This window comes from Bacteroides caecicola, from assembly GCF_023337095.1.
Taxonomy (GTDB): Bacteria; Bacteroidota; Bacteroidia; order Bacteroidales; family Bacteroidaceae; genus Phocaeicola; species Phocaeicola gallinarum.
Window position 1 is genome coordinate 107,862 of record NZ_JAMBLM010000007.1, and the last position, 19,754, is coordinate 127,615.

The 19,754-nt window shown below is 47.5% G+C and carries 16 protein-coding genes; 5 read left to right on the plus strand and 11 right to left on the minus strand.

Going from position 1 to position 19,754, the window contains the following annotated elements; translation table 11 throughout:
• The first annotated feature begins 4 nt into the window (after positions 1 to 4).
• The 3 genes from M3085_RS08670 (at position 5) to M3085_RS08680 (ending at position 2,574) form a co-directional block, all read left to right on the plus strand.
• A complete protein-coding gene (locus M3085_RS08670; RefSeq protein ID WP_249052858.1) occupies positions 5 to 1,147 on the plus strand; it encodes an iron-containing alcohol dehydrogenase in 1,143 nt (380 codons plus the stop codon).
• A 75-nt stretch (positions 1,148 to 1,222) separates the two neighbouring features.
• Positions 1,223 to 1,684: a hypothetical protein gene (locus M3085_RS08675; RefSeq protein ID WP_249052814.1), complete on the plus strand. Its 462-nt coding sequence runs from the start codon at positions 1,223 to 1,225 to the stop codon at positions 1,682 to 1,684.
• A 2-nt stretch (positions 1,685 to 1,686) separates the two neighbouring features.
• Complete coding sequence (locus M3085_RS08680) at positions 1,687 to 2,574, plus strand: DNA/RNA non-specific endonuclease (protein WP_249052815.1); 888 nt, start codon at positions 1,687 to 1,689, stop codon at positions 2,572 to 2,574.
• Positions 2,575 to 2,745: 171 nt separating this feature from the next.
• Here the strand turns inward: M3085_RS08680 and M3085_RS08685 are convergent, their stop codons facing one another.
• The 5 genes from M3085_RS08685 to M3085_RS08705 are packed head-to-tail and all read right to left on the minus strand — an operon-like array spanning position 2,746 to position 10,836.
• Positions 2,746 to 5,085 carry an ABC transporter permease gene (locus M3085_RS08685; protein WP_249052816.1) on the minus strand — a complete coding sequence of 780 codons (2,340 nt, stop codon included), beginning with the start codon at positions 5,083 to 5,085 and terminating at the stop codon, positions 2,746 to 2,748.
• A gap of 4 nt (positions 5,086 to 5,089) precedes the next feature.
• Positions 5,090 to 5,764, minus strand: coding sequence for an ABC transporter ATP-binding protein (locus M3085_RS08690; RefSeq protein ID WP_178256845.1), 675 nt, complete (start codon positions 5,762 to 5,764; stop codon positions 5,090 to 5,092).
• 20 nt (positions 5,765 to 5,784) lie between these two features.
• Positions 5,785 to 8,079 carry an ABC transporter permease gene (locus tag M3085_RS08695; protein ID WP_249052817.1) on the minus strand — a complete coding sequence of 765 codons (2,295 nt, stop codon included), beginning with the start codon at positions 8,077 to 8,079 and terminating at the stop codon, positions 5,785 to 5,787.
• Between the two features lie 39 nt (positions 8,080 to 8,118).
• Positions 8,119 to 9,369, minus strand: a complete 1,251-nt coding sequence (locus M3085_RS08700; RefSeq protein ID WP_249052818.1) for an efflux RND transporter periplasmic adaptor subunit — start codon at positions 9,367 to 9,369, stop codon at positions 8,119 to 8,121.
• A gap of 12 nt (positions 9,370 to 9,381) precedes the next feature.
• On the minus strand, positions 9,382 to 10,836 hold the full coding sequence (locus tag M3085_RS08705) for a TolC family protein (protein WP_249052819.1): 1,455 nt from the start codon (positions 10,834 to 10,836) through the stop codon (positions 9,382 to 9,384).
• Between the two features lie 189 nt (positions 10,837 to 11,025).
• Here M3085_RS08705 and M3085_RS08710 point away from each other — a divergent pair, with 189 nt between their 5' ends.
• Complete coding sequence (locus M3085_RS08710; protein ID WP_249052820.1) at positions 11,026 to 12,393, plus strand: sigma-54-dependent transcriptional regulator; 1,368 nt, start codon at positions 11,026 to 11,028, stop codon at positions 12,391 to 12,393.
• Positions 12,390 to 13,664 carry a sensor histidine kinase gene (locus M3085_RS08715; RefSeq protein WP_249052821.1) on the plus strand — a complete coding sequence of 425 codons (1,275 nt, stop codon included), beginning with the start codon at positions 12,390 to 12,392 and terminating at the stop codon, positions 13,662 to 13,664. Before M3085_RS08710 ends, M3085_RS08715 begins: the two co-directional genes overlap by 4 nt.
• Here the strand turns inward: M3085_RS08715 and M3085_RS08720 are convergent.
• The 6 genes from M3085_RS08720 to M3085_RS08745 form a co-directional block, all read right to left on the minus strand.
• Positions 13,642 to 14,406, minus strand: coding sequence for an EFR1 family ferrodoxin (locus M3085_RS08720; RefSeq protein WP_249052822.1), 765 nt, complete (start codon positions 14,404 to 14,406; stop codon positions 13,642 to 13,644). The genes M3085_RS08715 and M3085_RS08720 overlap by 23 nt on opposite strands.
• Before the next feature lie 441 nt (positions 14,407 to 14,847).
• Positions 14,848 to 15,198 (minus strand): 50S ribosomal protein L20, encoded by a 351-nt coding sequence (rplT, locus tag M3085_RS08725; RefSeq protein ID WP_178255559.1) that lies wholly within the window; start codon positions 15,196 to 15,198, stop codon positions 14,848 to 14,850.
• Positions 15,199 to 15,304: 106 nt separating this feature from the next.
• Positions 15,305 to 15,502, minus strand: coding sequence for a 50S ribosomal protein L35 (gene rpmI / locus M3085_RS08730; protein WP_178255558.1), 198 nt, complete (start codon positions 15,500 to 15,502; stop codon positions 15,305 to 15,307).
• A gap of 74 nt (positions 15,503 to 15,576) precedes the next feature.
• Entirely contained in the window at positions 15,577 to 16,158 is a 582-nt protein-coding gene (infC, locus tag M3085_RS08735; protein ID WP_249052823.1) for a translation initiation factor IF-3, read from the minus strand.
• A gap of 104 nt (positions 16,159 to 16,262) precedes the next feature.
• Positions 16,263 to 18,203 carry a threonine--tRNA ligase gene (gene thrS, locus M3085_RS08740; protein WP_178255556.1) on the minus strand — a complete coding sequence of 647 codons (1,941 nt, stop codon included), beginning with the start codon at positions 18,201 to 18,203 and terminating at the stop codon, positions 16,263 to 16,265.
• Positions 18,204 to 18,388: 185 nt separating this feature from the next.
• A complete protein-coding gene (locus tag M3085_RS08745) occupies positions 18,389 to 19,753 on the minus strand; it encodes a PFL family protein (RefSeq protein WP_191709182.1) in 1,365 nt (454 codons plus the stop codon).
• Position 19,754: the final 1 nt, after the last annotated feature.

Below are 19,754 nucleotides of genomic sequence, written 5' to 3' on the forward strand. Positions count from 1 at the left end.
TATGATGAATAATTTCAGCTTTCAAAACCCCACTAAATTAATCATGGGTCGCGGCACTATTGCCGAACTGGGAAAAGAAATACCTGCCAGTAAAAAAGTAATGATAACCTTCGGCGGAGGAAGTGTGAAGAAAAACGGCGTTTATGACCAAGTCAAAGCAGCACTGAAAGACTTCCGGACGGTTGAGTTCTGGGGCATCGAGCCTAATCCTGCCATCGAAACTTTGCGCAAAGCCATCGCGCTGGGCAAGGAAGAAAAAGTAGACTTCCTTCTGGCAGTGGGCGGAGGTTCGGTAATCGACGGCACGAAGTTGATTTCCGCAGGACTGCTGTACGAGGGGGATGCATGGGATTTGGTGAAAAAAGGTTCGTCTGCACTCACTGTTCCGCTGGCTACCGTGCTTACGCTTCCCGCCACAGGCTCAGAGATGAACAACGGCGCGGTTATCTCTTGCCACGAAACGAAAGAGAAATATCCTTTCTATGCCAATTTCCCGGTATTTTCTATCCTCGACCCGCAGGTAACGTTTACGCTTCCGGCTCACCAGATAGCCTGCGGTATTGCCGACACGTTTGTTCACGTTATCGAACAGTACCTCACCAAGACCGGAGAATCGCGGCTGATGGACCGCTGGGCGGAAAGTATTTTGCAGACGTTGGTAGAAATCGCCCCGAAAATCCGTGAGAATAAGGAAGATTATCAACTGATGGCAGACTTTATGATGTCGGCTACGATGGCACTGAACGGATTCATCGCCATGGGAGTATCGCAAGACTGGTCTACTCACATGATAGGACATGAGCTGACGGCTCTCGCCGGATTGACGCACGGACATACGCTTGCCATTGTGCTTCCGGGCACTATGCAGGTTTTGCGTAAAGAAAAGGGAGACAAAATCATACAGATGGGTGAACGTGTATTCGGCGTAACCGAGGGTACGCATGACGAACGTATCGATGAAACCATCCGCCGGACGGAGGATTTCTTCCGCTCGTTAGGTCTTACCACCCGCTTGGGAGAAGAACATATAGGCATGGAAATTGTCGATGAGATAGAGCGACGCTTTACCGAGCGTGACGTACATTTCGGCGAGGACGGATTAATAGACGGCAAAACAGCCAAAGAAATCCTGATGAAAGTACTGTAATTACCCTGAACACCTGCCTGCGTTCTTTCCTGCAAAGGCAGGTGTCATTCTGAATAACTTAATGAAATACGTATCGTGGAACAAGAAATTCAACTGAACCAGCATAACAAGCAAGAATATCCGCCCATGCACACGTGTGAGCATATCGTAAACCGCACGATGGTAAACCTTTTCGGGTGCGGGCGTGCCGTATCGGCTCACATTGAGCGCAAGAAAAGCAAACTGGATTTTGCGCTACCGCAAGCTCCGACAGACGCAGACATCGAGCGCATTGAGGCGACAGTCAATGATACCATAGCCCGACACTTGGACGTGACTACCGAATTTATCACTCAGCAAGAGGCATCCGAACGTTTCGACATGAAGCGATTGCCTGAAGGCGCTTCCGATACGGTGCGGGTGGTCAAAGTGGGCGATTACGATGAATGTTTGTGTATCGGGTTGCACGTAGCCAATACCGCCGAAATCGGGACGTTCAAGATTATCAGTTCCGACTATAAGGACGGGATTTTCCGTATGCGATTTAAACTGATCTGATTATGACGGCACGACGGAAACAAAAGAAATCGACGGGCGGAATGAGGGGATTCATCCTGCTGATTGTCCTTACCGTGGGGGTACTCTACCTCTATCAGAATGCAGAACAGATATTCACGCCCGAAAGGATTCAGGCTATCGCTAACAAGACGAAAGCGAAAGCAAGCGTAGAGGCTAAGGATGCCGAAACGGATACGGGCTTATCCCTGAACTTGGAAATCCCCAAAACCATCAAAGAACGGGAGGAAATCGTAATCAAGCACTTGGGATATACAGTATCATACAACAATTTCTATAAGACGCCCAACTGGGTGGCATGGGAGTTGACTCGCAAAGAAACGGAGGGCGATGAAGGACGTACCAACAAGTTCCTCCCCGACCCCGAACTGCCGGAACCGCGCGTGGTGACTTCCGATTATACCAATTCGGGATACGACCGCGGACACATGGCTCCGGCTGCCGATATGAAGTGGAGCAAGCAGGCAATGAAAGAATCGTTTTACATGAGCAACATTTGCCCGCAAAACCGGAAGTTGAACCGTGACGACTGGGGAGATTTGGAGGAGTCATGCCGCAAATGGGCAGACAAATACGGTACTATCTACATTGCGTGCGGACCAATCTACGATTCTAAATCGCCTAAGCGTATCGGAGAAAGTCGCGTGGCTGTGCCCGACCGCTTCTTTAAAGTAGTGCTTGTATATAACCGAAAGAATCCGATGGCTATGGGATTCCTCTTCGAGAACAAGGCTAACCATCAAGACCTGAAAAATTACATGGTTACAGTGGATAAGGTGGAAGAAGAAACCGGACTGGATTTCTTCCCGAAAGTGCCCGACAGCATCGAAAAACGTATCGAGAGCACATTGCCCGAACAGGTTGTTTTCTGATTAATTTGATGACTGAAAATACTACCCGATAAGCCGAACAGTCTTCCGAATAGAACAGGGAGACTGTTCGGCTTAAAATAAAATTTCTAACCGAAGCGTTTTTCGGGGGATATCATAGGGCTGCAAAGGCTTGCCTACGGGTTTCCGCAGCAATCGGCAAGGCATTATCCCCTATTCTATCTTAATGACCTCTGACGGATTCATTTTCACCGCTTTATACACATTTTCCACAACAGTCAGCAGGGTAATGCCTGACGTAACCAACAAGGGCAATACAAAGTCCATCGCCGAGATAGGCACGCTGTATGCGAATTGTTCCAGCCAAAACAACATAAAGGCATATACGCTAGGAACCGTTATTACGAATGCCGCTACCAGACAGATAAGATAGGGGCTCAGTAAAAGTTTCAGCAGATGTCCGGATGTAGCCCCATGAATTTTGCGTAACGCTATCTCGCGCAAACGCAGACGTATGGTGTAACGCACCAAACTATATAATCCGAAAAAGGTCATCAGCAGGCTGACTATGACATAGAAAGTCAGCATATCGGACAGCATAAACACATCCTTATTGGTCTCTTTCAGAATCATGCCGATATCCAGATACAAGAAAGGCTGTTCCGGATAGTTCTCTGTCCAAATCTGCTCCAAACGTTTCAGGAATCGGGCTGTCTCTCCTTCTTTTACGCGGATGGAAAGCGTCTGGTAATCGCTGCCCGCCACATCTTCTACCTGCATCAGCAAAGGCCATACCGATTCTCCGAGCGAACGCTTGCGGAAATCACGAATCACGCCTACGATGGTTTTCCCTTCCATATCGGAGTCATCGGGAATATAGTGGGAAACAGGCTTGCCTACCGGATTGTCTGACTCTGGAACAAACTGTTTTATGAATGTTTCATTGACAATCACCGGATGCGGAACGGTAGGGAGCAATCGGGCTGTCTCAGCAGAGTCAACAAGCTCCATCCGGTAAAAGTCCAACAGGCTTTTAGAACCTCTTACTATATCCATCCAAACCAAATCTTCCGGCTTACCAGACTCTCCTACCACAGCCATCGACTCCTCAAACAGACCGGTTTCCGACAAGGTTACAGCCTCTACCTCCTGACAGGCGCTTACTTTGTCCATCCATGAAGAGACAGGCGCTCCCCAACTTTTTTCGGCAAACACGTCAATGACATTCTCAAACCGCTTATTGTCTTTCTCCACCAAATCCAGTTGGTTATGGATAATAAAGAAAACAGACAGCAAAGCCATCGTAACCACAAGTTGTCCCACTTGGAAGCACGATACCATCAGCCTGCGCATCTTTCCCCGATAGAACAAGCGGTAATCGCTTTCGGTAAGCGACTGCAACCTGCCACTGATATAAACAGACGGAACAACGGCAAGTATCACACCGCCTGACAGCAGCCACGGCAACACACGGGCAGAAAGCAGGTATTCCATCGTCAGGTGGGCTGCCATTAACCGGTTAAACAGAGGTAACACATCGTTCATCAGCAGGAACGCACAGAGAAAAGCAAAGCCAATCAACAGACAAGTATCCCAAAACAGGCGTCTGTAAATGTCTTTCCTCGACGCTCCGGCAAATATTTCAATATGGAGGGTGTGAACCTGCCTCAGCAAGCGGGCAAGTCCCAAATTGATGTAGTTGAAACAAGCTACCAACAGCACAAGCAAGGCGATGATTCCTCCCATAGCAAGCACAACAGACGAGCGGTGAAGCAATACGAAATCCTGCAAATCGGTATCAAAATAAGATTCCTGCAAAGTCAGCGTACCCAAATGTCCCTCACCCAACACCGTAGGGAGAGAAGTTTCAGAAAACTTGCGGCGGAACGCAGCCACATCTGTCCCCTCACGGAGCTTGATGAAACAGGATTCGCCGAAAGACGCATCTGCAAATCCGCCCAACATATTGACCGGCAGCATCCCCCGATACGGGTTGCGGAACACTGCACCAACCACCATCAAAGAGGCATTTCCGTCTGCCGTTATCTTCAATACCTCTCCTACGCAATCAGTTGAGCCGAATATCCGGACTGCCGTGGCTTCTTCCAAAGCCAAAGCATCGGTACGTATCAGCGTCTCATGCAGATTGCCTGCAACGGTCTCTAAGGGAAAAAACATCAGAAAAGTAGAATCGGCCTGCACGAATTTGCCTATCGGAAGACTTTCATTTCGGTAAACAGCCTGTACATTGTCTCTTACCCTCGTGCGCAGAGCGGTTTCTATTTCCGGAAACGCGGCAACAATCCGCGGCACATCCGGTCCGTAAATAAAAGATGATTCCGCCTTCTTTCCCATCGAAACAGATTGGGTAAGGCGCAAAATACGATTTCCGTCGGGTATATCGGCATGGATGTTATACTCATGCAACACAAAAGTTCCGAGCAATGACGCACACAGGATACCGATAACCAAACTGCCCCACGAAACCACGGTAAACAGTCTGTCGTGCCACCAGCCGCGTATTATCAAACGTAATAAATGATAGAATGACATAAGTTTACATGGTTATTTCCGTTACTACTTGTCCGTCAAACAGGTTGATGATTCGATCGGCGTACCCCGCATCGTGCTGCGAGTGAGTAACCATCACGATGGTAGTTCCCTCCTTATTCAGTTCGGTGAGCAACGCCATCACCTCCTTACCGTTCTTCGAGTCGAGGTTACCCGTCGGCTCATCGGCAAGAATCAGCCTCGGATTTGTCACTACGGCACGCGCTATCGCCACACGCTGCTGTTGTCCGCCCGAAAGCTGTTGTGGGAAATGCTTCGCACGATGTACTATCGACATGCGGTTCATCGCTTCCTCTACCCTCCGTTTGCGCTCCGAAGCAGACACACCCATATAAAGCAGCGGCAGTTCTATGTTTTCATACACATTCAGTTCGTCAATAAGGTTGAAGCTCTGAAAGACAAAGCCGATAATGCCCTTGCGGAGCGAAGTGCGCTGTGCTTCGGTGTATTTCGAAACTTCCACGCCATTCAGGTAATACTCACCGCCGGTAGGATTGTCTAACAAGCCGAGGATATTCAGCAGTGTCGACTTACCGCATCCCGAAGGTCCCATTATGGCCACGAACTCTCCCTCTTTCACTTCAATGCTTACATTATTCAACGCCCAAGTTTCCACCTCATCCGTGCGGAATACTTTCTGTAAATTTGTTGTTTTAATCATCATATTATCAGTTTAATTATTTATTCTTTCTTTATCGCCTGCGCCGGATTTACCTTCATCAGTTTTATTATCTGCCATCCTACTGCCAATGTTATCAGCAGTGCCATGACAACAAATAGAATGATGCCCCATTCCCAACCATAAACAGATTTCAGCGAAGAACCCTCTAACGCATTAATCATTGTCAGTCTCAGTATCGGATAAACAAACAAAAACATAAGAAGAAACATTGCTATATACGACCGAGCAAACAGCATAACAATATCTTTACGCGAAGCTCCGTTTATCTTCCTGATAGCCACCTCTTTCTGACGAGCCACGCTATCCATTGATATGGAGGAATAAACACTGAGGACTACCAGTAACAAACTGACCGCTGCCAATATCCACATCATAGTTTCCAGTATTTGCATTGATGAGTACACAGTCCGTTTCCCATATTTATATACATCCAAAGGCAATGTATCGGGAACATATTTCCGACAAACCGCCTTAATCTTTTTCATCACTTCATCTACATCTTTTCCGGAAGCAACTTTCAGTAACCATACCTTGAAGTCTCTCGTAGGGAAAAACACAGAACCGGCAAATTCATCGTTACCCGTCATATTCCGATACAAGTCTTCATATACCCCGGCTATCTGATAAGTACGATTGCCCAACTTAACCATTCCTTCTGCATTTTCATGGCGAAGCAAGTCGGCAAAACTTTGGCTTATATAAACAACCCCTTCCATCTCTGCCTCTAATATTTTTCCCCGCAACGGAATGTGAAAGAAACGGAAATAGTCGGGATTTCCGGTCATTACTTTAAGATTGACTTCCGCACTATCATGTTTTAAGAAAGTAGTAAACTGATAGGATAGCAAGCCATTGTTGGATTCTTCATTGACAAAAGTTTGCCCTTCTATTTCTGCCATGCTGTTAATCTCTGAATGTATTACGTCCCAGTTCTTCCGAATGGCATCCGTATTCATATCTATCGAGACAATTCTGTTTTCTTCTACCTTTTCGGGGTAATACAATCTGCCTCGCAACTCACCGTATGACAGATGAATGATAATTACCGCACCCAAAAAGCCCATTGAAACAAACAGTTGAATGCAAATCATTACGGCGCGGAAGCTATGTTTTTGTCCGTTTGTCCGGATTCGGTTCATAAGATTGATTCCGCGTACGCGCCACACCGGATAGATAACAATACATAAACAGACCAACAGAACCATCAGATAAAGTGCAGCTTGCGTCAGGTAACAATCTTTCGCGATAAACCAGTCGGTAGTTTCTTCAGGCAAATAACGGTAAGCTAAAGGCAGCATACTTTCCAGTAATACCAGCGATAGCAGGAATGCAAAAGACAGCATACAAAACACCTCCGTAGAAAGTAACCCAAAGACTCCTTTCATATCCGAACCCAAACTTTTGCGCAAAGCCAGCTCATGCTGACGGGCATAGAACATCTGAAATGTGAATTTCAGAAAATTAATCAGTCCCGATACCAGAATCAAGGAAGCAAGAATAAGAACCAAATATTTAGCAAGCAACGTGCCTGTCTGTCCGCTCACCGGAGAAGCCTCAACCGATATTTTTTGCTCTCCATCATTCCAACCGATATCACTTAACGCCTTGTTTACTCTGTTCAATGTCTGCCCCTCCGGAATGAGTGCGTGTACCAACGTTCGCGCATAGGGAAACACCTCAAGCGGGAAATAACAATCGGCGTTTAGTTCTAACCCATCTTTGGATACGTCTGCCACATTTACTATCCGATAATCTCTTATTCCGTTTCCCGATTTCAAAGAGTTAAGACGTACCACCATACCGACAGGACTGCTGTTTTTAGCTATTTTTCCTGCAAAGTCAGACGATATGATTATTTCGTTCGGTAAGGTCGGCACGTAATTACCATAAAGTAACGGCAGGTTGAAATAGCTGAAAAAGCAACTGTTCGTTACCATATACTGTACAATATATGGCAGGTTACGACCGTCTTTCCCTATTACATCCACATCCATACGTAACGTAGCCGAATGGACAGATACCGAGTCCAACGCTCCTTCTGTGCGAGAAACCAACTCGTTTACAGCCGACAGATAAAACGGTATGTCACGTTCCGCTTCTTCACCGTATGCCCTGATAAGAACACGCCGTTCGGAATCCGGCAATCTGCTATACGCATCCGCAAAACGGTCAACAAACAGATATACCATACTGAATACCACAATTCCTATCGCCAGACACAGAGCCGATACTATATTCTGCACCTTGTATTTCAACAAATTGCGCAAAGCCACTTTCAGATAATGCCCTATCATACCATACTTTAAATTCACTAATTACCAACTTCTTACTCTTTACCGCAACAGCAACTCTTCGGCGTCCCCAAAGTTATCATATCCTGAAGTAATTACCCAATCTCCGGGCTGCAATCCTTCGGTTATTTCATACTGGCGTGGGTTCTGCCGACTGATTTCGATGGGGACTTTCACTGCACGTGTACGGTCGGCATTGAGCCGGAATATCCAGTTGCCGCCCGTCTGCTGGTAAAAATTTCCGCGCGGAATCACCACTGTCTGTTCGGGTTGCCCCAATTCTATCTGTACTCGGAAGCTCTTGCCGAGGCGGACGTTATCGGGCATCTCGCCGGTAAATACCAAATCGACATCGAAGGTGCGTTCTCTCACTTCGGGCACTACCTTGCTCACGCGGAGCGGGAAACGCTTGCCCTGATAAACCACCGAGGCAGGCAGCCCCGTGGTTATGCGGTCGATGTAATACTCGCTCAGCGAGGCGTGTATCTTAAACTGGCTCAGCACTTTTATCTCGGCTATGTTTTCGCCGGAGGCTACCTGCTGCCCGGGGGTGACTTTCACGAAGCTCAACTGCCCGTCGGCGGGAGCGCGCACCACCAAATCTTGTGTCCGCTGCAACGAACGCTCCCATTTTCTGCGCTCGCGCTCGCGGTCGTTAAGCAGCAATTCGCGCCGGATCACCGTCATAGCCGAATCGCTTTTCAGACTTTGCAGCTTGAGGCGTGTCGATTCCGTCTTGTAGCGGTATTCATCGGCAGACACCTCTAACTGCGCTTTGCTCCGAATCCCCATCTTGTATTCCTCTTCCTCCAGCGCAAAGCTCTTGCGTATTTTGTTCAGTTCGTATTCCGCTTCAAGGGTCTGCTGCTTGAGGGTAAGGGTTTTCTGCTCCATCTCGATGGCTTTCTCCTCATACGTAAAACACTGCTTCTCCCATTCGTCTCGCTGGTCTTCCAAATCGCGCATCAAGTCGGGGTTGGTCAGCGTAAGAATGGTGTCGCCTTGCTTCATCAGACTACCTTCCTCCGCCACGATGCGCTCCACGTTGCCGCTCTCGCGCACATTGACCATGAGGGTAAGGATGGGGTGTACCACTCCCTCCACATCCACGTATTCCAAGAAATCCTCGTTTTTCACTTCCGCCATCTGTACCGATTCGGAGTCAACCCGTAACCGCTGCGGACCGGAGGCAAGCACCGATACATAAATCAGTACGCCTGTTACGATAACCGCCGCCGCCAAACGATAGCGGTAACGTACATACCATGCTTTCTTTTCCAGTTTTATATCCATCGTTCTGTTCTTTTATATCTCCGGCAGATTGTCGGTAATCGGACAACCGCGTTCAAAATCGTATTGCGTCATGCTGCGCAAACCGTAGTAAAGCGTCCAATAGGTTTTCATCGCCTCAATGCGGTTACGCCGCGCCGTGTCTTTCTCGCTGATGGCTGCATTGAGATCGAGCACGGTAGATTTCCCCATCAGATACAGGCGGAGTGCCACCTCGTAGCGTCGGCGTGCCGTTTCGTCAGTGCGTGCCGCCACTTCCACCTGACGCGCCTGAAGGTTGAACTGCCGCACCATCTTCCTTACATTCAGCTCGAAATCGTTCATGCCCTGCTCCGTCTGTGTTTCAACCAACGCCACATTCGATTTCGCCACGCGCACCTTGCCCCTTCCGCGTCCCCAGTCGAGGATGGGAACTACCAGCGACAGACTTACGTATTGCTGGTCAAGCGGATCGCGCCACGAATCTTTCAATCGATCGGCAGTCTGCGACAATCCGAACTGTAAATACAAGTCGGCTTTCAGTCCCCGGCTTGTCCGTGCCTGCGCCAGCGCGCTCCGGCTCTCCAACTTCAGCCTCCGATACGTATCCGGATCGGGACTATTGCGGTACGCCTGCTCCAGCGCCTCGCCCAGCGGAACTTCAAACTGCGGTACGCTGTCGCCCTCCATGACTTCTATCTCCGTTTCCTCACGGATGCCCAAAAACGAACGGAACGTGAGCATGGCGTCTTCCACCTCTATACGCGCCTTCATCATGTTCGTCTCCTCGTTCAGCCGGTTCACTTCCAACTGCAACATCTCGTTTTCGGTAATACTGCCGATGTTATACCGACCGCGCGCATAACGGTAAAGCGTATCTGCCGAAGCATAATTCGAACGGGCAATATCCAGATTCGCCTGCGCCGTGGCAAGAGCGAAAAACAGTTCGCAAGTCTTCGAAGCAATCAGTTCAAGCGTTTCGGCATAAGTTTTCTTCGCCTCGCGGAAACGCACCGGTTCAATGCGGCGGTCCCATTTCAGCGAGTTATAACCGAATAGCGACTGCTGATAACCAACCGTAACCGGCAGTGAGTTATACGACGTCAGGTTGCTACCCAGCTCATCCATCCGCTGCGTAGAAGTCTGCACAAACAAATTACCGCCCGTAAACCAGACGTTCTGACTAATTTGCAAACCCACATCCGTAATCAACTGGTTTTGCCGGATAAACTGCTCCGTACCATCGGGCTGCGTCACCCGGTTAATCTGACGATTCAGGTAGGGAGACGACACCAGATTCACCTCCGGCAGATAGTTGGCACGAAAAGAGCGGTAACTCCAGTAAGCCGCCCGATAAGTATGCTCCGCCGCCTGCGCTTCCGGCGAATAAGCCTGCGCCATACGGATGGCATCAACCAACGTCAGCCGCCGGGCATCCGCCTCACCCCATAAGAAAAGTAGTCCGCATATCGTAAACAACAATCGTTTCATATCTCGTTTCGCAATCATACGGATACAGTAAATCAAAAGTCGTGCCACACAATCAGAACGCTAACAATCAGGTAAATAATAAGAAATAGAGGGAGATTTCAGCGTGCGGAATCACACATTTTTCGTGCGGAAACGCACATACAACACATCTTGAAAATCATTATCTTTGTACATCACAACCCACCATACATGGAAGAAAAAGGAAAAATACTGATTATAGACGATAACGAGGACGTGCTTTTCGCTCTCAACCTGCTGCTGGAATCGTATATGGAAAAGGTGAAAGTAACCACGCAGCCGGCACGCATCGCGCACTTCATGACGACCTTCAAACCCGATGTAATCCTGCTCGATATGAATTTCCGGCGCGATGCCATCAGCGGTCAGGAGGGATTCGACTGCTTGGAACAGATTCTGCAAATCGACCCGCAGGCGGTAGTGATATTCATGACCGCCTATGCCGATACCGACAAAGCGGTACGTGCCATCAAAGAAGGGGCTACCGACTTTGTTTCGAAACCGTGGGAAAAAGAGAAGTTACTCGCCACGCTCTCCTCGGCACTAAAACTCAGCCGCTCACGCAAGGAGGTGGGAAAACTGCAAGCACAGATGCTCGCCCTGAAAACCGATGATGAACTGCCCGAACTCATCGGCAATTCGCCCGCCATGCAGAAAGTGAAGGAAACCATATTCAAACTCTCGGACACAGATGCCAATATCCTTATCTTGGGCGAGAACGGTACGGGAAAAGACCTCGTGGCACGTATGCTGAAGCATTTTTCTCCCCGACAGGAAGCTGCATTTGTTACCATCGACTTGGGGAGCATTCCCGAACAACTCTTTGAAAGTGAACTTTTCGGTTATGAGAAAGGGGCGTTCACCGATGCACGAAAAGCCAAACCGGGGAGAATGGAAATCGCTTCGGGCGGCACGCTGTTCCTTGATGAAATCGGTAACCTCTCGCTGCCGATGCAGGCAAAACTGCTGACTGCCATCGAAAAACACCGGATTCTCAGACTAGGAGCAGTAGAACCCATCGAAATAGATGTGCGACTGATCTGTGCCACCAATGCCAACCTACACCAACGGGTGGCAGACGGTAGTTTCCGTCAAGACCTGTTGTACCGCATCAACACCATCGAACTGCGCATCCCGCCACTGAGGGAACGCGGGGAGGATATCCTCTTGCTGGCAGAACATTTCCTGACCGGATATAACCGGAAGTACCACAAAGAGGTGAAAGGACTGACACGCGAGGCAAAGAACAAGTTGCTGAAATATAACTGGCCGGGTAACGTGCGTGAACTGCAACATACCATAGAAAGGGCGGTAATCCTTAGCGACAATACGCTGCTGCGTCCGGCGGACTTCCCCTTCCCCACTGCCGGAAACGAGCATCGTGAAAGTAACGATGAAGAACTGAATCTGGAAAAATTGGAACGGAAGGCAGTAGAAAAGGCTATGCGCTCCAGCGGGGGAAACATGACCCGCGCGGCAGAACTGCTGGGCATCACCCGCTTTGCTCTTTACCGGAAAATCGAAAAATTAGGATTATGAAAAGTTACGTATGTTCGCTGATATTCCACGTAGTCGGACTGCTTCTTTTTGTTGCAGCAAGTGTGTGGACTACCATGAATCATTTGTGGTTCTGCGCAGCCGCCTCCTTCGCGGTGATAACAGGCATCTGCATCAGCCTCTACCGGGCACAGACACGACAGACACAAATGATGCAACGGATAGTAGACTGTATGAACAGCAATGATTTCTCGCAATTGGCTTGCCCTCCTTTTAGCGACAGGAAGATGACGCAACTTGCCGATGCTCTCTCTGCCACACTGAAAGGAATACGTACGCACCTGAACGAAGTGGAAACCAAGCATCTGTATTATGAAAACCTGCTGAACCAAGTAGACACGGCGGTAGTAGTATGTTATGCGGACGGACGAACGGAATGGATGAACAAAGCGGCTCAACAGATGCTGGACAACTGTGGCATCCTGCCCGAAGAGATTATCACTGCGCTGAAGAATCACCAAGCAGTAGCCCGTCTGCCTCACCGCTCCATCCCTACCGAACTGGCTGTATCGGCAACACGCATCCAACAGAAAGGAAAAACCTATTATCTGGTCAGCCTGAAGAACATCCATAGTGCACTGGAACATACAGAAATGGAAGCATGGCAGAAACTTATCCGGGTACTGACGCACGAAATCATGAACTCTATTACCCCCATCATCTCACTGGCAGACACGCTAAGCGAACGGAGCATGACGGCATCGCCCGATGAACGTACCCGCACACATATACAGCAAGGACTTCAGGTTATCCGCCGAAGAAGCAAAGGATTATTGGAATTTGTGGAAAACTATCGGAAGCTGACCCGCATCGCGCAGCCTGCCAAAACAGACATTGATGTATGCGACTTTTTTAACGACCTCAAGCAACTCTTTGCCGATAAACCTTTCGTGTCGTTTGAAACTCCCAGCGGTCTCCCTCACTGGAGAGCCGACCGAGGACAAATGGAACAAGTCTTTATCAACCTGATTAAAAATGCGTTGGAAGCCTGCCGGAACACCGATCATGCACATATCGGCATCACTGCCTCCGTATCCGACGGAATGTGGCGTTTCCAAGTAAGCGATAACGGCGAAGGAATGCTGCCCGAAGTAACCGAAAGGATTTTTGTTCCGTTTTTCACCACCAAACCCGGCGGGTCAGGTATCGGACTGGCACTTTGCAAACAGATTATCATGCTCCACGGCGGACAAATAACCGTGCAATCCCATCCCGATAAAGGAAGTTGTTTTACGCTTTCTTTTCCAATGTAAATTGTCCCTTCCCTTTCGTCATGCAGCCATATTCCACAGCATGTTTCGGACAGTAATGATAACATGCCAGACACATCGCACAATCCATTCCCCACACCGGATGTCCATCTGCCAAACGAATATTATGCATGGGACATACTTGTGCACACTTCCCGCACGAAATACAAGCATCAGACGCACGAAACGCTTTCGGCGAAGTAAGATAACGATTAAACAACGGACGAATGAAATAGGATTTTAAGCGAGGCAACGCTCCTTCATGGCAGTCAGTCATACGCTTACGAGCCTTGACACATGAGGCAATGACCTCCAACCTGCCTTCCATATTCTCTAACTTTATATCCGCAAGATCATTTGAATCCACATCAAAGCCCGGAAGACAAACATACGTGTTCGGCATCACAACCGAGAAACCGGCTCCATACTTCCAGCCTTTTTTCTCTACTGCTCTCCGGAATATATCGGCTGTCTTTCCCGTATCGTCGCCACAAGTACAGATAAAGTATACGTAATCAGACAGTCGTGATACACGCAATCGCTCTAACGCTTTCAGTACCACAGTTGGAGGCCCCCACGAATACACCGGAAAAACAAAGCCTAACGACTCCTTTTCCTGAAGCTGAAGTGTTTTTGTCCCTTCATTAATAAGTTCCATTATCGGGAGCACCCGTTCGCCAAGTAACCTGCCAAGAAATTCTGCAACCCTACGTGAATTGCCTGTTCCGGAGAAATATAAAATCATAACGTATGAATTAAACTATCAATAAAAAAGCGAAGAACCTTGACCTACTACCCAAGATTCTTCGCCTCTTATAAAAAGGAGAAGCCGTACCCGAGGCGTGACGAAACTCCGAATGACAGGTTTTGAGTGCTCTCCTCCTTTGTAATCCACCGGCATAAATGCTACCCGAAGGCGTGGCCCGCCATTGGAAGATGAAGCGTGTCTCGGTATTTCTTATTAGTTTGATGAGTTTCCCGATTCTGCAAGTACGGCTTCATTTTTGTATTACAAATGTACAACTAATATTTGAGAGTACAAAACAAAACGGAGAAAAAGAGACCCCCTGAAAAAGTTTTAGGCACAGATTTCACTAAATTTTCACGACTGACACATAAATTTGCCGTGAATTTGTAAAATCTGTGCCTAATTATAATTTCCTGATTGAGATAAGCTATCTCACAATCAAGCCGTCTTTACTTTGTCAACAACAGCCTTGAATGCTTCGGGATGATTCATTGCAAGGTCTGCCAACACTTTACGGTTGATTTCGATGCCTGCTTTATGCAATGCACCCATCAATTTAGAGTATGACATGCCTTCCAAACGAGCAGCCGCATTAATACGTTGAATCCACAATGCGCGGAAATTACGTTTTTTATTCTTGCGGTCACGGTACGCATAAGTCAGACCTTTTTCCCAAGTATTTTTGGCAACCGTCCAAACATTCTTTCTTGCACCAAAGTAACCTCTGGTTAATTTCAAAATTTTCTTTCTTCTTGCTCTTGAAGCAACGTGATTTACTGATCTTGGCATAGTTTTTAATTCTTTTTTGAATGATAGCGCCGATATTTCTCACCCGGACTTGAAGCTAATACATTCGGTTAATAATTTAAATGATACTTTTACGCTTTTCGCACGATTACTTCATGCACAAAAGTTCTTTAACCTGAGTCAAGTTAGCGCTGTGAACCAACGTGCTGTGGCAAAGGTTTCTCTTTTGCTTCTTAGTTTTCTTAGTCAGGATATGACTATGAAAAGCGTGCTTTCTTTTGATTTTACCCGTTCCGGTAAGAGTGAATCTTTTTTTAGAACCGGAGTTAGTCTTAGTCTTTGGCATCTTGTTAAATTTTTAATTATTAGTATTCAAACAGTGGCAACGCACTATACCGGCGCGTTACGCACCTCTCTTGTTTACTCTTTTGTTTCCGCTTTCGGAGCCTCTTGTTTGGGAGCTGTTTTCTTAGGTGAACCCGGTTTTTTAGGAGCTAACGAAATAGTCATTCGTTTACCTTCCAAAATCGGCATTTGCTCTACTTTCGCATATTCTTCCAAATCATTGGCAAATCGAAGCAACAGTACTTCACCTTGTTCTTTAAACAGAATGGAACGTCCTTTGAAAAACACGTATGCCTTCACTTTATCGCCATCCTGCAGGAAGCCAATGGCATGTTTCAACTTAAAGTTATAATCATGTTCATCGGTTTGCGGACCAAAGCGGATTTCCTTTACGTTTACTTTTACTTGCTTAGCTTTCTGTTCCTTCGCACGTTTTTTCAACTGGTAAAGGAATTTAGAATAATCTATAATTCTACAAACCGGAGGAACAGCGTTGGGTGAAATTTCAACTAAGTCAGCTTCATGTTCCTCAGCCATCTTTAATGCTTGGGCTATTGGGAATACAGCCGATTCTATATTATCTCCAACAATACGGACTTCTTTGGCGCGAATCTGTTCATTGATTCTGTGCTGCCCTTTTAAACTGTCATTCTTCATCAAAAATTTTTCTTCCTAAGTTTGTGTTTTAGAGTTATAAATTATTGTTATTTTAATCCGTTTGCTGAAATCCGATTAACAGACTTCAGCAAACGGCGGCAAAGTTACCATTTATTTGTCATATTATGAACTTCTTCCGCAATATTTTTTGCGAAATCTTCGATTTTCATGCTGCCTTTGTCCCCTTCGCCCTGTTTACGTACCGAAACTTCACCGTTTTCAGCCTCTTTTTCACCTACAATCAGCATGTAAGGGATGTGCTTCATTTCGTTATCGCGTATCTTGCGACCGATTTTTTCATTACGGTCGTCTACGATGGCGCGGATATCGTATTTACGCAACTCCAAGCGTACTTGGTCAGCATAATCGTTAAACTTCTCTGATATCGGCAGAATCGCTACTTGGTCAGGAGTCAGCCACAAGGGGAATTTACCAGCCGTATGCTCGATTAACACGGCTACGAAGCGTTCCATTGAGCCGAACGGCGCACGGTGAACCATTACCGGACGATGTTTCTTGTTATCAGAGCCCATGTATTCCAGTTCGAAACGTTCGGGCAGGTTGTAATCTACCTGAATCGTCCCCAACTGCCAGCGGCGACCGATGGCATCTTTTACCATAAAGTCCAATTTCGGACCATAGAAAGCAGCTTCACCGTATTCAACTTTTGCTTTCAGTCCTTTTTCCTCACATGCCTCAACGATGGCCTGTTCTGCTTTTTCCCAGTTTTCATCGCTACCAATGTATTTCTCGCGATTCACTTTGTCGCGCAGTGAAATCTGTGCTTCAAAGTTTTCCAATCCCATCGCACGGAACACGATGGAAATGATATCCATCACGCGGAGGAATTCGTCTTTTACTTGGTCGGGACGACAGAAGATATGAGCGTCATCTTGCGTAAAGCTACGTACACGAGTCAGTCCGTGAAGCTCACCGCTCTGTTCGTAACGACATACCGTTCCGAATTCAGCGATACGCAAAGGCAGGTCGCGGTAAGAGCGCGGAGAATTCTTGTAAATCATACAGTGGTGCGGACAGTTCATCGGTTTCAAGAAATATTCTTCGCCTTCTTCGGGAGTATGAATGGGTTGGAATGAATCTTTTCCATACTTCGCATAGTGACCGGAAGTTACATACAGCAACTTGTTACCGATAGGCGGACACATTACCTCCTGATAATCGTAACGAGCTTGGATGCGGCGCAAAAAGTCTTGCAGACGGATACGCAACGCAGTACCTTTAGGCAACCACATCGGCAATCCCTTTCCTACTGTGTCTGAGAACATAAACAAGTCCATTTCCTTACCAATCTTACGATGGTCACGTTTCTTTGCCTCTTCCAGCATAACCAAGTATTCGTCCAGCATCTTTTTCTTCGGGAAAGTGATACCGTAGATACGGGTCATCTGCTTGCGATCTTCGTGTCCTCTCCAGTACGCACCGGCTACCGACAGCAGTTTGATAGCCTTGATGGGTGCAGTAGAAAGCAAGTGCGGTCCGCGGCACAAGTCGGTAAACGCTCCCTGCGTATAGGTAGTTATATGACCGTCTTCCAGTTCGGAAATCAATTCACATTTATAGGTTTCTCCACGCTCGCCAAACATTTTCAGTGCATCATCTTTCGAAATGCTTTCACGCACGAGCGACTCCTTTTTGGCAGCCAATTCCGCCATTTTCTTTTCAATGGCAGGCAGGTCACCTTCTTTAATCACAGCCTCTCCCGGATCTACATCGTAATAAAATCCGTTTTCGATAGCCGGACCGATACCGAACTGGATGCCCGGATACAGTTCCTGCAAAGCCTCGGCAAGCAGGTGGGCGCTGGTATGCCAAAAAGCATGTTTACCTTGTTCGTCTTCCCATTTATAAAGAACGAAGTTTGCATCTTCGTTGATAGGGCGATTCAAATCAATCGTTTCACCGTTTACGCCGCAAGCCAAAACGTCTTGAGCAAGGCGTGAACTGATGCTTTCTGCTATTTGCAGACCGGTAACTCCTTCGTTATACTCGCGAACGGAGCCATCAGGAAAAGTTATCTTAATCATAGTCTTTTTATTTGTTATCTTATTGAGACGCAAAAATAAACAATTTAACTCAGAATAAAACAGTATAAGCCAAAAAGTTTTAAAATTGCCGGAAAACGAAATAAAAAAATCCGGCAAGCCACCGTAATAAAATGGCTTGCCGGATAAAAGCATGTTTTATCTGAATATTATCTCACTTCTCAGAATCAGTTTTTAAAGCTGTGTATCGGAGCCGGGATGCGTCCGCCACGGTTTACAAACGCTTCACAGCAAAAACGGTTGACGGGCATTACGGGAGCATAACCCAACAATCCGCCAAATTCCACTTTGTCGCCAGCCACTTTGCCAACGGCAGGGATGATACGGACAGCTGTCGTTTTCTGATTCACCATGCCGATAGCTGACTCGTCGGCTATAATGCCGGCTATCGTGGCAGCCGATGTATCGCCGGGGATGGCTATCATGTCTAAGCCTACGGAACATACGCAGGTCATTGCTTCTAATTTCTCAATGGTGAGCGCGCCTGCTTCTACGGCATCAATCATGCCCTGATCTTCACTCACGGGGATGAATGCGCCGCTCAGTCCGCCTACGTACGATGAAGCCATAACGCCGCCTTTCTTCACTTGGTCGTTCAGCAAAGCCAATGCCGCCGTGGTACCCGGTGCACCGGGATGTTCCAACCCGATTTCCTGAAGAATCTCTGCCACACTGTCGCCTACTGCCGGAGTAGGAGCCAGAGAGAGGTCGATGATTCCGAACGGTACTCCCAGACGGCGCGATGCTTCTTGTGCCACCAACTGACCTACACGGGTAATTTTAAACGCTGTACGTTTTATCGTTTCGCACAATACCTCGAAACTCTTTCCACGAATTTGCTCAAGTGCATATTTTACCACGCCCGGTCCGCTTACACCTACGTTGATAATCGCATCGGCTTCGGATACGCCATGAAATGCGCCTGCCATGAACGGGTTGTCATCAGGCGCATTACACAATACCACCAGCTTTGCACAACCCAACGAGTCGCAATCTTTAGTCAACTCGGCTGTTTCTTTAATAATGTCTCCCATCAGGCGAACCGCATCCATGTTGATGCCGGTTTTGGTAGAGCCTACATTTACCGAACTGCAAATGCGCTCCGTACACGCCATTGCTTTCGGGATGGAACGAATCAGTAATTCGTCACTACGGCTCATACCCTTCGAAACGATAGCCGAATAACCACCTATGAAGTTTACGCCCAATTCCGCAGCAGCACGGTCGAGCGTGCGGGCTATTTCCACATAATCATCCGGCGTTTTACATGCCGTACCTCCCACCAAAGCTATCGGCGTGATTGAAATACGCTTGTTTACGATAGGGATACCGTATTCTTTTGAAATTTCTTCGCCCGTCTTCACCAAATCTTTGGCAAGCCCGGTTATCTTATTATAAATATTCTGACAGAGCTTTTTCAAATCGCTGTCCGCACAGTCTAACAGATTAATCCCCATCGTGATGGTACGCACGTCGAGGTTCTCCTGCTCTATCATTTTATTGGTCTCGATAACTTCTGATATATTTATCATA

What these genes read in the sequence shown, in the direction of transcription:
- M3085_RS08715 (WP_249052821.1), top strand. Translation starts at nt 12,390, where the DNA reads ATGAAAAGTTACGTATGTTCGCTGATATTCCACGTAGTCGGACTGCTT.
- M3085_RS08710 (WP_249052820.1), top strand. Translation starts at nt 11,026, where the DNA reads ATGGAAGAAAAAGGAAAAATACTGATTATAGACGATAACGAGGACGTG.
- M3085_RS08745 (WP_191709182.1), bottom strand. Translation starts at nt 19,753, where the DNA reads ATGATAAATATATCAGAAGTTATCGAGACCAATAAAATGATAGAGCAG.
- M3085_RS08700 (WP_249052818.1), bottom strand. Translation starts at nt 9,369, where the DNA reads ATGGATATAAAACTGGAAAAGAAAGCATGGTATGTACGTTACCGCTAT.
- rplT (WP_178255559.1), bottom strand. Translation starts at nt 15,198, where the DNA reads ATGCCAAGATCAGTAAATCACGTTGCTTCAAGAGCAAGAAGAAAGAAA.
- M3085_RS08685 (WP_249052816.1), bottom strand. Translation starts at nt 5,085, where the DNA reads ATGTCATTCTATCATTTATTACGTTTGATAATACGCGGCTGGTGGCAC.
- rpmI (WP_178255558.1), bottom strand. Translation starts at nt 15,502, where the DNA reads ATGCCAAAGACTAAGACTAACTCCGGTTCTAAAAAAAGATTCACTCTT.
- thrS (WP_178255556.1), bottom strand. Translation starts at nt 18,203, where the DNA reads ATGATTAAGATAACTTTTCCTGATGGCTCCGTTCGCGAGTATAACGAA.
- M3085_RS08695 (WP_249052817.1), bottom strand. Translation starts at nt 8,079, where the DNA reads ATGATAGGGCATTATCTGAAAGTGGCTTTGCGCAATTTGTTGAAATAC.
- M3085_RS08720 (WP_249052822.1), bottom strand. Translation starts at nt 14,406, where the DNA reads ATGATTTTATATTTCTCCGGAACAGGCAATTCACGTAGGGTTGCAGAA.
- M3085_RS08670 (WP_249052858.1), top strand. Translation starts at nt 5, where the DNA reads ATGAATAATTTCAGCTTTCAAAACCCCACTAAATTAATCATGGGTCGC.
- infC (WP_249052823.1), bottom strand. Translation starts at nt 16,158, where the DNA reads ATGAAGAATGACAGTTTAAAAGGGCAGCACAGAATCAATGAACAGATT.
- M3085_RS08680 (WP_249052815.1), top strand. Translation starts at nt 1,687, where the DNA reads ATGACGGCACGACGGAAACAAAAGAAATCGACGGGCGGAATGAGGGGA.
- M3085_RS08690 (WP_178256845.1), bottom strand. Translation starts at nt 5,764, where the DNA reads ATGATTAAAACAACAAATTTACAGAAAGTATTCCGCACGGATGAGGTG.
- M3085_RS08705 (WP_249052819.1), bottom strand. Translation starts at nt 10,836, where the DNA reads ATGAAACGATTGTTGTTTACGATATGCGGACTACTTTTCTTATGGGGT.